The organism is Psychrobacillus sp. L4, assembly GCF_042944905.1.
Classification (GTDB): Bacteria; Bacillota; Bacilli; order Bacillales_A; family Planococcaceae; genus Psychrobacillus.
Genome location: NZ_CP168496.1, coordinates 3,384,186 through 3,397,020 on the forward strand (window position 1 = coordinate 3,384,186; position 12,835 = coordinate 3,397,020).

13 protein-coding genes are annotated in these 12,835 nt (G+C 35.7%); 4 read left to right on the forward strand and 9 right to left on the reverse strand.

Annotated elements, in window-relative coordinates; all coding sequences use genetic code 11:
- Positions 1–197: 197 nt before the first annotated feature.
- Positions 198–1,256, reverse strand: coding sequence for an HRDC domain-containing protein (locus tag ACEPXG_RS16280; RefSeq protein ID WP_391204693.1), 1,059 nt, complete (start codon positions 1,254–1,256; stop codon positions 198–200).
- Positions 1,257–2,053: 797 nt separating this feature from the next.
- Between ACEPXG_RS16280 and ACEPXG_RS16285 the strand changes: the two genes are divergently transcribed.
- The 4 genes from ACEPXG_RS16285 to ACEPXG_RS16300 all read left to right on the forward strand — a co-directional run bounded on the left by ACEPXG_RS16285 (position 2,054) and on the right by ACEPXG_RS16300 (position 5,846).
- Positions 2,054–3,007, forward strand: a complete 954-nt coding sequence (locus ACEPXG_RS16285; protein WP_391204696.1) for an Rpn family recombination-promoting nuclease/putative transposase — start codon at positions 2,054–2,056, stop codon at positions 3,005–3,007.
- A gap of 737 nt (positions 3,008–3,744) precedes the next feature.
- The gene (locus ACEPXG_RS16290; protein WP_391204699.1) at positions 3,745–4,545 is read left to right on the forward strand and encodes a helix-turn-helix domain-containing protein; all 801 of its coding nucleotides are present in this window, start codon (positions 3,745–3,747) and stop codon (positions 4,543–4,545) included.
- On the forward strand, positions 4,524–4,997 hold the full coding sequence (locus ACEPXG_RS16295) for a hypothetical protein (RefSeq protein WP_391204702.1): 474 nt from the start codon (positions 4,524–4,526) through the stop codon (positions 4,995–4,997). Before ACEPXG_RS16290 ends, ACEPXG_RS16295 begins: the two co-directional genes overlap by 22 nt.
- Positions 4,998–5,438: 441 nt before the next feature.
- On the forward strand, positions 5,439–5,846 hold the full coding sequence (locus ACEPXG_RS16300) for a hypothetical protein (protein WP_391204704.1): 408 nt from the start codon (positions 5,439–5,441) through the stop codon (positions 5,844–5,846).
- An 80-nt stretch (positions 5,847–5,926) separates the two neighbouring features.
- Here the strand turns inward: ACEPXG_RS16300 and ACEPXG_RS16305 are convergent, their stop codons facing one another.
- The 8 genes from ACEPXG_RS16305 to ACEPXG_RS16340 form a co-directional block, all read right to left on the reverse strand.
- Positions 5,927–6,352, reverse strand: coding sequence for a GatB/YqeY domain-containing protein (locus ACEPXG_RS16305; protein ID WP_391204707.1), 426 nt, complete (start codon positions 6,350–6,352; stop codon positions 5,927–5,929).
- 174 nt (positions 6,353–6,526) lie between these two features.
- On the reverse strand, positions 6,527–7,099 hold the full coding sequence (locus tag ACEPXG_RS16310) for a hypothetical protein (RefSeq protein WP_391204710.1): 573 nt from the start codon (positions 7,097–7,099) through the stop codon (positions 6,527–6,529).
- Positions 7,100–7,103: 4 nt separating this feature from the next.
- The gene (locus ACEPXG_RS16315; RefSeq protein WP_391203276.1) at positions 7,104–8,105 is read right to left on the reverse strand and encodes a transposase; all 1,002 of its coding nucleotides are present in this window, start codon (positions 8,103–8,105) and stop codon (positions 7,104–7,106) included.
- A gap of 126 nt (positions 8,106–8,231) precedes the next feature.
- Positions 8,232–9,515 carry an MBL fold metallo-hydrolase gene (locus ACEPXG_RS16320; protein ID WP_391204713.1) on the reverse strand — a complete coding sequence of 428 codons (1,284 nt, stop codon included), beginning with the start codon at positions 9,513–9,515 and terminating at the stop codon, positions 8,232–8,234.
- A gap of 50 nt (positions 9,516–9,565) precedes the next feature.
- Entirely contained in the window at positions 9,566–10,126 is a 561-nt protein-coding gene (locus ACEPXG_RS16325) for an excalibur calcium-binding domain-containing protein (protein WP_391204716.1), read from the reverse strand.
- Between the two features lie 110 nt (positions 10,127–10,236).
- A complete protein-coding gene (locus ACEPXG_RS16330) occupies positions 10,237–11,280 on the reverse strand; it encodes a Gfo/Idh/MocA family protein (protein WP_391204718.1) in 1,044 nt (347 codons plus the stop codon).
- Between the two features lie 229 nt (positions 11,281–11,509).
- The gene (trhA, locus tag ACEPXG_RS16335) at positions 11,510–12,148 is read right to left on the reverse strand and encodes a PAQR family membrane homeostasis protein TrhA (protein WP_391204720.1); all 639 of its coding nucleotides are present in this window, start codon (positions 12,146–12,148) and stop codon (positions 11,510–11,512) included.
- A gap of 261 nt (positions 12,149–12,409) precedes the next feature.
- Positions 12,410–12,610, reverse strand: a complete 201-nt coding sequence (locus ACEPXG_RS16340) for a cold-shock protein (RefSeq protein WP_151701354.1) — start codon at positions 12,608–12,610, stop codon at positions 12,410–12,412.
- Positions 12,611–12,835 lie beyond the last annotated feature (225 nt).

Below are 12,835 nucleotides of genomic sequence, written 5' to 3' on the forward strand. Positions count from 1 at the left end.
AATTGTAGGTGACTTTCTGTTCGGTGAAATCTTTGGTTAAAGCCCCACAATATCTTTCATATGGGCAATCCAACAAGTTTTTGGTACATAGCCGTGTGTTTGATGAAAAATATCTTGAATTTGTTTGTATGTATGTAGCCATTTTTATCCTCCTTGAACTGTATGAATCAAGTATTTATAAGTATAAATATCGCTTTTCAGTCTATCGAACCATTCCCATGAATCACTTCAAGAATTTCTTGCCCAAACTCTTCTATTTTCTTTTCACCAATTCCTCTAATAGTGGATAGCTGCTCTAAGCTCGTTGGTTGTTTAGAGACGATTTCATCTAATGTTTGATTCGAGAAAATATAAAATGCTTTCACACCCATTGCTGTTGCTTTCTCTTTTCTATATTTTCGTAAAGCGTCCTCTAGTCCACTTGAATTTTGAGTTTGTTCTACTGGAGTATTTGCTATAGATTCTACGGTTTCTCCTAACAATTTCAATTCCACTGCATCATTTGCTTTTTCTAGTTCTACTTCCTTGTGAGAATCCTTTAAGAATCTACCTATGTCCGACATACGATTATCCAGAAGGAGTACAGGGGAAGATTTTTTTAATTCCTTCGAAATATACTCTACTAAACCATCTACACGAATAATTCTTTCTCGTATCTCTTCTTTTGCTTTTTGCAAGTCCAGTATTGTTTTGTTATTCGTAAAAACAACTACTTGTTTAATCGGTGTTTTATTTCCGATTACCCCATTTTCCTGCAGTAACGTTCTTAACACTTCTGTTTGTCTTTCTATCTGACGTATTGGGCTATAAAATCCTTCTTGGAAAACTATCTTTTTCCCCTTCATGACGTTCCGAATAAAATCCCCATTTTCGGTAACTTGAATATTCCCGTAATAGTTTTTCACTTCAATTACGAGTATAAATTTCCTTGTAATGACCACAAAATCATATTGAGCCTTCCATTCCCCATGTTGAAGTTGGAGATCATGCAAAATATGAATGGGAATAAAAGAATTCATTAGTTCAAATTGAACACTTTTTTCACCATATAATCCTAATTCTAAAATTTTCATTTTGTGCATTAATTCCTTTTGAATTACTGACGACTTCTCTATTTCTATATTATTCTGTAATGAATCTATTGTTCTTTGTGCTGAAACACCCTCTTTCACAAGGATGGGTACTCGGAGTTCTTCTTTGTCTTTAATAACTAATTTCACTCGTTCTAATAATGACTTTTTAGCAAATCCCGTCATTTTAACGCCTCCTTTTAAGACTGAGTCTGTATTTTCGTTAGCTTCTATCTTCACAAAAATAATTTAGGAAAAGTCGGTTTCTTGTTACTAAATAAAAATAATTAAATGTTCAAATAAATATTGCATTCCCTCTATATTACCATTCATTTAACAATTTTCTAGATGAATCTGTATAGTTTTAATATTTATGTCTAATGCGATCTTTATCCAGGTATAGGAAAATGCCAATAAACATACAAGTTGAAAAAGTGCATACGACATATTTTAAAATAAATGTTAATTCATGAGAAAAGTTTCTATATTGCACTTATTTACGGATATGTCGTGTATCGATTTTGATATCTATGAATTTAATAACGAATTTTCTTTGGACCTTTAACACGCGACCCAGTGTCATCCACAATTTAAGGAACAATTGAGTCTGACACTGGGTCGCTGGAGCAATTCTTTTGATACCATCGGAGAACATTCCTTGATTAATAGATAGAGGAAAAGATGCGAGACCCTGCACGTAGCGTGAAATAGGAAGGAAGGATAATGGCGCCTCCTCCTGAGGAAATGCCTTATGACCAATATCGTGTTGACCCAAGAGGCACGGTGATTCGTCCGCGGAAAGCGAGTATCTTTTTCCGGAATTATCCTACCCGAGTTGTTCTAGTTCTTGTATTGCCTTGCATGCGCATATTTTAACCGAATTTTCAATTAATTATTTGATTTTAAGTTGTACTCATCTTATAATTAAGGCAGAAATTACATCATGACTTGGACATCCATCTATTGAAAAGGATGTGTCGCCAATGCCAAAATCATTTTTACCTCGAGAGAAACCTATTATTTCTTGGATGCCCCAAAAGAATCCCACTCTTTTCATCCACGAAAAATCCCCAGCATATAAAAAACACGATCAATTATTCAAGACACTAATCACCAACTTTTTTGAAGAATTTTTAGAGGCTTTTTTTCCGGATGTGCACCAGTTTGTTGATTTTACGTCAGTGAAACAGTTGTCGGAAGAAGTCTATACGGATTTAATTGATGGAGAAACGCGCCGACTAGACATTGTCATGGAGACCAAAATGAGAGGAGTTGAAACGGCTATCATTGTTCATATCGAGCCGCAAAGTTCTTATCAACCGTATTTTAACGAGAGAATGTTTCGTTATTACAGTTTGTTATATAATAAGCTTAGAAAACCAATAATGCCGATTGCCGTCTTTTCATACGATGAAAACAGGAATACGAAAGAAGAATTTACGTTAGCTTTTCCCAATTTTCACGTGCTGACTTTCCGATATAAAAAGCTAGAACTTCGCCAAAAGGATTGGCGAGCGTATATTAAGGCAGATAATCCTGCAGCTGCCGCATTAATGAGCAAGATGGGCTACACCGAAAAAGAAAAAGTTCAAGTGAAAATAGCCTTTTTACAAATGCTTGTACGAATGCAGTTGAATTCTGCACAATCTGAATTAGTCAACGGATTTTTTGAATACTACTTAAAACTAGATGAAGTAGAGGAGGAAGAACTTGTGAAACAGATTAACCAATTGGAGAATTCGGATGAGTTTTTTGAACTGCCTAACTCTTGGAGAGATAAAGGTCGTGAAGAGGGATTAGAACAAGGAAGACTCGCTGAAAAAGAGGAAATTGCACGTAAATCTTTGGCGGAAAATGTTGATGTAGATTTCATTGCTAAAATAACCGGATTATCAGTCGAACGTATTATCGAAATTAAAAAGAATCACGGAAAGTAGTCATAATAAACAAAACAACAAGGTTTAATTTTAAATCAATCTTATGCTAGTTAACTGGATATTCATTCAAAAACAACTCCTCTCTTTTAAAAAAAATGAGAGGAGTTGTAATTTATATGCAAGATGTAAAATTCGAAAAAATTGCATACGACATATTTCAAAATAAGCGCAAACATATGAAAAAAATTCCCTTTTGTACTTATTTGCGGATATGTCGTATATCCATTTTGATCTTTATTATTAAATCATGAATTTTTTCTTCTGACTTTTTATTATGTGCTAATAATATCGCTGTGCTAATCATTTTAAGCCTGTAATAAAAGTGCTTCTCTGTCTTAAACGACCATCAAACTTGTACAAAGTGGCTTTTCTGATTCATAAGCATTTGTGGTTCTATTCGGAGTCATAGTATTTCGGGTGGATTCTGGGAGCCGCGCCCATGCGTTAGCCACAAATTGAGGAACATTTGAGTCTAACACAGGATAGCTGAGGCTGTTCATCTTGCTTGGTTTTGTTTTGGGCGGTTGTTTTATTGTTTTATTGAAAAGAAACCGACTCAACTGAGCATGAAGTGTTGCCTTTTCAAGTATTTTCTAGACCTATTCAATGTAATCCAATGACACTTTGTAAGGATATTCAAATAATTTTTCTCTAATCAATATATCCTTTCTTCCAAAATCCTTCTATTTAGTTAATGACAAGCGACTTATCATTAGCGAAATTGGAGGAAAGAAGAGTTGACTATTTATCTTGCGGCTTATCAATCATTTAAAACGGTTCAAGAAATGGATATACATGTTGAAAAACACATCATGGAACATAACGGGGAAATGAATGAAACGGATCGTGCTTTGATCACTCTGTTAGCTCAGTATGCATGCAAGTTTCCTGGTGCAGCTCATTTGAAAGTAGAGACAATTTGTCATGCGGCGAATAAGTCAGAGGCTACGGTTAGAAGGACTTTACGTAAATTAGAAAAGCTAGCGATCATTAAAAAGATTCCTACCATTCGAAAAGTTTCTAAGGGGTATGGTGCTAATATTTTAGTTATTTTACCTTTCGATGACCACTCGAGTTTGACAGCTCGGGGAGAAGAGACAAAGCCAGTAATATGTGAGGATCAGCCCACTTCTTCGCAAAAAGAAACCGATATCTCTTTAATCTCTAAAAAAGAATTATTTCATAATACGTATTCTAGCGAAAACGTCGGCACTGTGGATAACTTTTCTAGAAAGAATAATCTTACATTCTACCAACAGTTTAAAGCCACTGTATTTGCAATGCTTGGAAGTGATCAGAAGACCGTTAGTCATTTATTTGGCGTTTATCGTAGTCTTTCTTATCGTGCCATTCGGCTATTTCCACAAGAACGGGAGTTTTATGAGGATATTGGTTATCAGGCACTAACGATTTCATTGCAAGCTGCTAAGCATAAAAAGATCCGTAATCTAGCAGGCTATTATTGCGGTGTTTTCGAAAAAATACACCAAACTCATTTGTTTGAGTTTTATGAGGAATGGGAAAGTCGGGTTTACTAATTCACCATATTTCCGGTGTCAGCTACAAATGGAGTTTGACACGCGGGAGATTGGTGTGGAAAAATTTTATTAACGTTTTATTAGAAACTGAATTTTCAGTCATTTTTATTGATTTTAAGTTGCATTCATCTTATAATGAGTGCAGAAATGACATCATGACTTGGAAATCGATTTATAGAAAAGGATGTGTTGTCAATGCCAAATTCATTTTTCCTCGAGAGAAACCTATTATTTCTTGGATGAACCCGAAGAAGCCCACTTTTTTCATCCACGAAAAATCCCCAGCATATAAAAAACACGATCAATTATTTAAGGAACTTATCAGCAACTTTTTCGAAGAATTTTTAGAGGCATTTTTCCCAGAGGTGCACCAATTTGTCGATTTTACGGCGGTGAAACAGTTATCCGAAGAGGTTTATACGGATTTAATTGATGGAGAACGCGTAGATTAGACATTGTCATAGAGACGTAAATGAGAGGCGTTGAAACGGCTATTATTATTCACATCGAGCCGCAAAGCTCTTACCAACCTCATTTCAACGAGAGAATGTTTCAATATTACAGTTTGTTATATAAAAAAGTGAAACTTCAATCAGTGGGGGTTTTTCTTCCCCACTGATTGTTAGTTGAACCATTCGGGTTTCTACGGGCAGTTGTTTCCTTTTTCTTTTTGGAATCTTACTGCCCGTTAAAACGGGATAAGTTAAGAAAACCAATAATGCCGATTGCCGTCTTTTCATACGATGAAAACAGAAATACGAAAGACGAAAGACGAATTTACAATAGCTTTTCCCCATTTCCACGTGCTAACGTTCCGATATAAAAAGCTAGAACTCCTCCAAAAGGATAGGCGGGCATATATTAAAGCGGATAATCCAGCAGCAGCCCCATTAATGAGCAAGATGGGCTACACCGCAAAAGAAAAAGTGCAAGTGAAAATAGCCTTTTTGCAAATGCTTGTACGCATGAAGTTGAATCCTGCACAATCTGAATTGGTCAACGGATTTTTTGAATACTACTTAAAACTAGATAAAGTAGAGGAGGAAGAACTTGTGAAACAGATTAACCAATGGGAGAATTCGGAAGAGTTTTTTGAACTGCCTAACTCTTGGAGAGATAAAGGTCGAGCAGAAGGACGGGAGGAAGGATTAGAACAAGGGTTAGAGCAAGGAAGACTTGCTGAAAAAGAGGAAATTGCACGTAAATCTTTGGCAGAAAATGTGGATGTAGATTTTATTGCTAAAATAACCGAATTATCCGTCGAACGTGTCCTTGAAATAAAAGCGGCACATAGCTTGTAGGGAGGTATAACTCTTGAAGCAAATTAACCAATTAGAAAACGGGCCGAAGAAAAAAAGGAGAGTGCTATGGCACTCTCCTTTTAAATCAAACTTTTTACGACTTTTGACATAATCGACCCGTCTGCTTTTCCAACAAGTAACGGCTTTGCGATTTTCATCGCATCCCCCATGTTCATACCTTTAACAATTCCAGCCTCTGTTAGAACCACTACTATTTCTTCGTCACTTAATTGCTTAGGTAAGAAACTTTTTAGTAATACTAGTTTTGCTTCCTCTTTTTTTATTAAGTCTTCACGTTTCGCTTTTTGAGCACCTTCTAGCGCTTGATTCGTTTGCTTAATTTCACGATTCACGATAGCAGTTTCTTCTTCTGGAGTAAGCGTTGAACCTTTTTCCTTTTCGGCATTATCAAGTGCTGATTTTACTAACGTCAGTACCCCTTTAGCAAGCACGTCCTTCTCTTTCATCGCACGTTTTAGTTCTTCAAATACGATTGTTTTTAACATAGTATTAAATCTCCTTTCTTCTCTTTTATTTTGATACCCGGTTTGTTGAATGAATGCGTTATATTCATTATAACTTAATATTATTAACTTTGGGTTGATAATAAGTGTAATCTGACACCCTGAAAAATGAATAATTTAATCCATTTTAAAACTTAAACGGCTAAACTAACACAATTATTGGTTTAGCCATTTTTCTTCTATATTTTTAAGATACGAGGATGGATCTCTTTTATATCGATATCTCTTCACATGTTCACTTTTTCTTTCATTCCAACTTTCATTTTCTTCACAATACTTATCATGACTTACCGATGAGAGGCGTTGGATAATGTTTGGGTCATCTATTGCATCTTCGGCAAATACAATATACTCCCCGTGTCTCATAATGTAGCGATTCCAAGAACGCAAACCAGTAATTCTTCGATGTCTACGCTTAATTCTACGGAAAAACAACTCATGATCATTGTTTGTTCTAGGTAAAATCGGATAGTCATAACACGCAAATAATCCTTTCCAAAATCCTTTGCTATACCGTTTCAAGTTATCTACAAACTCTTCATCTTCTTCTTTTGTTAACTTTCGTTCTATCTCCTTTAGGTAAGAAGCTAATCTATTTCTAACAGAATCGCTTGTTTTACGTTTGGAAGGCTCTAATATAGTAGCGATGCGTCTAATACGCGTATTTAGTCTAACAACTTGTTGGTATTCTTTTTGAAAGGAATCAACATTACTGACTATTCTGAACAACCTTTTAAGTATTAGAGGAGCCCTTTTTTTCCAGGCAATTTTCGATCGATTTTTGAATCAGTTTTGTCTGTTCAAAAATCTTCATTCCTGGTAAATCAAGAGGCGGACATCCATCTTCTAATAAAACAGAACGGATTGCCGCAGTATATGCTAGAGTTGTTTCTGATTCTAGATGATCTTCTTCTAAAGCCTTTTTTTCAATTTCGCGTATTCCGCGCAGTTTCTTTTTGATGTTTGTTTTTAACTTACGATCTTTATCCACAGCTGGTTTTGCGATGTCTTTTAAATAGTGAAATTGACAGTACTGATAAGGTGTTTCTGGAGACAAAGTTTCAAACGCAAGTCGAATTGATTTCTGACCATCACTGACAAAACCTAGAATTGGAAATCCCAAATCTAAGACAGGCTTGATAAATTCCATTAGTTCTTCCGTGGAACTACTTTTCACATTCTTGGCCGCTAGAATCGTCCCACTAAGAACTTCTCTAATCACGTAAAGTGTTTCATTCCCCTTTTCAGGCTGTACCCCATCCATAGAAAGAATGATCCCACCATGCTTATCCACCATTTCATTAAGCATATTTTTACTGTTTTCCACCACGCTGGCGCGCAGTAAAACCGTGTATCTTTCATATAATTTCTGGACATGACGCTCTGAAACGACAACCCCACTTTGATTTAAAATGTTCATTATTTCTATTCGAGTTTTGTGCTCTTTAAAACGTAATTCTCCAACAAAAGCCAAGACATCAATCCCGTATGTGATGTGTTTTATACTTAAGTGTTCTGCTTGTGCAGAACGAAATACAGTCGACGCATTTTCACATGTTGGGTTCGTACAGCGATACCCCATGTTAATAATGGTTTTTACCCCATCCAGAGTAGAAATGGTCTTTTTAGAGACTGTATGACAATAATCTAACTTAGATTGACAAGTTGGACAGTTTGAAAACTCAGGTCTATAGTATTTTGTTTCAGTAGCAACTAAACGATTTTTTGTTCGCATTTTCTCACCATCATTTATGAATTTATTATTTATATTTTACCATAAATTTAGGTCATTGCGATATATTAGCCGTTTAAGTTTAAAAAAAGGATAGCTCTATTTTGAGCTATCCTCTAATTTTTTCAGTTATTTTTCACAAGCCCAACCATCATTGTCGCGGTCCATTTTGGTTTGATACGCTGCATTACTTTTGGAAACTCCATTTGGATACACTTTTCTCAATTCAGTGCAATTGCTAAATACTGTTTGTGCCGTAGGTGGTGCTGGTGCTGGTTTAGATGTAACGACACCTGTCCCACTACCAGTCCACGGTTTTGCAGATACAGAATAAGTTACACCATCTGTTGATACAGTAATACTACCAGACTCCGCAGTTGAGTAAATTTTAGAGCCAACATTTTTAAGCCTACTAACTACAGCTGTGTGTGGATGTCCGTATGAATTATCTTTTCCGTAGCTTAATATAGTTACTTGTGGCTTCACTCTTTGAATAAAAGCATTGGAGCTACTCGTATCTGAGCCATGGTGACCAGCTTTTAGTACGGTTGATTGCACATTAAATTTCTTGTACATTTGTTCTTCAATATTCGTTCCAGCATCACCAGTCAAGAGGAAAGAAACTTGGCCGTATGTTACTTTTAAAACAATAGAAGCGTCATTGGTATCGCTAGCATTTTCGTTTACGTTTAAAACAGTAATATCAATATTTTCATCGAGTAAAATCTTATCCCCAATTTTAGGAACTTTATATTTAATCTTTTTATCTCCTACTAAGGTTAATAATTCTGCATACGTTTGAGTTGTATGTGCTTTTCCACTATTGATAAATGTACCAACACTACATGAATGTAGAACATCCACTAACCCACCAATATGATCCGCATCTGGATGAGTAGCAACTACATAATCCAGTTTAGAAACCCCTTTTGAAGATAAGAAGCTTACGACATGACTTCCCTTTTTACCGCCGTCCACTAGCATTGTTTTGCCGTTAGCTGTTTTGATTAATATAGAATCTCCTTGTCCAACATCAATAAAGGTTACTTCTAGCGGTTTTTTGCTCACGATATTTAATAGAGCCAGTTTACTTTTCGAAGGTGTTTCATATTTAATAGAAGAACCCTTATTGACAAATTGTCCTCCACCGAGTCCATATAAGCCACCATTCGTGCTTTTATAAGAGTAAACTCTAAATTCATCGCCTTTTTTTAACGTACGAACACTTTTCAAATTATTGTCTAGAAGATTTGTATTGCTTAGTACTGTGACCTTACCTATTTGACCTTTCTTTAACTCCGTTTTTCCCCACATAACTCTTGTTGTTTCGGCATTAGCATTTACTGCATTAATTGAAATAAAGCTGAATGCGAAAACAAAAACGAGGAACACTTTAAACCATTTATTCTTCACTTGTTACACTCCCAACTAATCTAAAGCACACTAAGATAAATATTCTGGACTTAATTTCGTTCACATGCCCAACCGTCATTATCTCTGTCATGTTTAGATGCATACGCTGGATGACCTTTTTTTACGCCTTTAGAATAATATTTATTCATTTCAGTACAGTTTTGAAAGCTAGTAGGTGCTCCTGGAATAACTTCTAAACCATTGCCTACACTTGGTTGTGTTGGTTTCGAAGTCGGTTGTGGGTTTTCACTTACTTGTTTCAATAGAGCTTGTTTTGCTTTAGATGGTGTTTCATACTTCACTTTAGCTACATCTTTTTGTACAAAATTTCCTCCACCTACTCCGTATAGGCCATTGTGTTGACTTTTGTAACTATACACACGATATTCTTCGCCTTTTTTCATGGAACGAACTATTGTTAGCGAACCGTTGCTTTCTAACTTAACTAGCTTTGTATCTGCTAATATGGTTTCTTTTCCAATTTGCCCAAGTTTTAGTTCTGTTTTTCCCCACATTACCTTTGTTGCTGCATGAGCAAAAGATGCATTTGATACAGTAAAACCAAACGCTAACACGATTAATGAAAATACTTTAATAAATTTCTTAAACATTGCATTTCCTCCAATTCTATACATTAACATTTTACATACAGTAATTGGATAACGATATACTCCAATATATTCCAAATAAAATTAAACCAATTTTCCTTATCCACCATATATTACTGGACATCAATTGTTACAACCCTATTCGTTTCTGCTGCTTCTATAAGACCTAATACGACCTTTAGAGCTGCAATTGCATCATTACCTGTTACAAGAGGGGGGTCATCAAGTCGGACACATTCGATAAAGGCATCGATTACTCCGCTGTTTGCTTGGCTATCATTTGTTTGAATGCTTTCTAGTTGATATTGCATCTTCTCGCCATCTTTTGTTATCACTTCTAACTGATATAGATCGCTATGATATATTTTCAAAATACCTTTTTCGCAGTAAATAATTGTACTATTATCTTCTTCACCATAATACGTCCAAGAAAAAGAAGCAGTACCTATCCGCCCTTTTTTCGTTTTTAAACTACATACGATGTTATCGCAAACTTCAATTGGTTCACTCTTTTCATCTACTTTGTCGAGTGCTCCTTGAAAAGCACTTACCTGCTCTATTTCGTCATCTAATAAGTAGTGTAATAAATCAACTTTATGGATTCCTAGATCTCCTGCAACTCCTAGTCCTGACCGCTCCTTTTGGAAGAACCATGTGGAGTTCGATTTATTTATACCCCATTGTTCTGGTCCAGCATGTCCAAAAGTCGTTCTAAAAGTCAGCACCCTACCAAGTTCTTCACTACCTATGATTTCTTTCGCTTTTCGATGAGCCCATGTAAATCGTTGATTGTGAGCTACCATTAGTTTTTTTCCAGATTCCTTTTGAGCTTCAAGTATTGCCTTCGCATGATCAATTGTTAGAGATATTGGTTTTTCACATAGCACATGCTTTCCATGTAGCAATGCTTGTGTAGAAAATATGTAATGATTCTCATTCGAAGAACAATCGCTAATTAATTGGACAGTAGGATCTGCAAGTAACTCATTTACACTTTTTGCGACAGTTCCTTCAAACATAGCCGCTAATGTTTCTGCGCGTTCAAGATTTCTGTCATAAAAAACAATTTCGTCCACAAATGGATTCGCTTTATATTCTGGAGCATGACGTAATTTAGCAATAGAGCCACATCCAATAATTCCAACTTTTAACCCCATATGATCACTTCCTACTCTCTTTTTGGATACTCAAATGACAAATTAATGAATACTTTTTGTAAGCAAACATTATCAAACTGAATTATGTATTATACTCACTGAAAGCCAAACAAATGAACTGATGCTCCAAATAAAAATAAACATAGTCATTTCATCTATAAATGACTATGTTTATTTAAACTTGATTGATTTCCAAAATTTATTCATTTAGAATTCATTTTTTTATTCGTTACGCCAACAGTGTCATCACTGCAAAGAAATGTAGCACGGTCGCTGCGAGAACAAATAGATGCCAGACAGCATGATGATAAGTAAAGCCGCGCCACACATAAAAAATCGCACCAACTGTATAGAGAATGCCGCCCACTGCTAGCAAAACCAAACCCTGTGTAGACAAATTCGTCACAAGTGGACTCCATGCAAATACGATTAGCCAGCCCATCAAGACGTATAACAATGTCGATGTATGTAAGAAACGCTTCACAAAATAAGCCTTAAACACTGTACCAGCAATTGCAAGCCCCCAAACAATCCCAAACAACGTCCAGCCAAGCGTCCCTTTAACTGCGAGAAATAAAAAAGGGGTATACGTCCCGGCTATAAAAAAGTAGATGGAAGAGTGATCCATGATCTCAAACACATCTTTCGCTCGACCCGCCGGAAGTCCATGGACTAATGTGGAAGATATATACAAAATGACCATCGATGTCCCGAACAACGTAAAACTTACGACATGCCATACAGTTCCCCGTGTCACAGATGACACGATTAAAATGACAAGTGCAGTCACACTTAAAAGAGTACCAATCCCATGAATTATCGTATTCGCTACTTCTTCACGCTTCGAAAATATATGCGTGTTGCTCATATTTTTTCATCCCTATCTGATAATTTCTTTACTCTTATACTAACGTATAAATTTATTCAATTAAAAGCAGAAGCCTTGTAAAAGATCCAAAATGTTTCTATCAGGTCGTAAATATTTCTATCCGGTCATAACGTTTTTATCCGGTCGTATCGTTTTTAATACGCTTCTAAGCGTTAATAAAATTTTATGGATAAAACAAAAAAGAGACACCCATAATGAGTGTCTCTTTTTTTAGCTAAACATTTATTTAATTTCTAGGAATTAAAGTTTTGTAATGTTAACTGCTTGTGGTCCGCGGTTACCTTCTTCAACTTCAAATTCAACTTTTTGACCTTCGTCAAGTGATTTGAAACCGTCGCCTTGGATAGCTGAGAAGTGAGCGAATACGTCGTTTCCGCCTTCTACTTCGATAAATCCAAAACCTTTTTCTGCGTTAAACCATTTTACTGTACCTTGTGTCATTTAAAAAACCTCCATTGTTGTGAATAAAAAAATTCACATATTACAATAAGTATCAAACAAATCACGATTACTCATTGTAATATGTGAATTCATTGTTTCTAGTTAAGCAATTTAATTATTATCCTAAGTATATAACAGTATTATACATTTGTCTAGTAAAGTGCTTTAATGTATGTGTCAAGTTTTTCTCGACATAGTATTAACACCAGTATTTTAAGCACTCTC

Coding starts and splice junctions, on each gene's coding strand:
- ACEPXG_RS16280 (WP_391204693.1), bottom strand. CDS start 1,256: ATGACGGGATTTGCTAAAAAGTCATTATTAGAACGAGTGAAATTAGTT.
- ACEPXG_RS16285 (WP_391204696.1), top strand. CDS start 2,054: ATGCCAAAATCATTTTTACCTCGAGAGAAACCTATTATTTCTTGGATG.
- ACEPXG_RS16295 (WP_391204702.1), top strand. CDS start 4,524: ATGGGAAAGTCGGGTTTACTAATTCACCATATTTCCGGTGTCAGCTAC.
- ACEPXG_RS16300 (WP_391204704.1), top strand. CDS start 5,439: ATGAGCAAGATGGGCTACACCGCAAAAGAAAAAGTGCAAGTGAAAATA.
- ACEPXG_RS16305 (WP_391204707.1), bottom strand. CDS start 6,352: ATGTTAAAAACAATCGTATTTGAAGAACTAAAACGTGCGATGAAAGAG.
- ACEPXG_RS16315 (WP_391203276.1), bottom strand. CDS start 8,105: ATGCGAACAAAAAATCGTTTAGTTGCTACTGAAACAAAATACTATAGA.
- ACEPXG_RS16325 (WP_391204716.1), bottom strand. CDS start 10,126: ATGTTTAAGAAATTTATTAAAGTATTTTCATTAATCGTGTTAGCGTTT.
- ACEPXG_RS16330 (WP_391204718.1), bottom strand. CDS start 11,280: ATGGGGTTAAAAGTTGGAATTATTGGATGTGGCTCTATTGCTAAATTA.
- trhA (WP_391204720.1), bottom strand. CDS start 12,148: ATGAGCAACACGCATATATTTTCGAAGCGTGAAGAAGTAGCGAATACG.
- ACEPXG_RS16340 (WP_151701354.1), bottom strand. CDS start 12,610: ATGACACAAGGTACAGTAAAATGGTTTAACGCAGAAAAAGGTTTTGGA.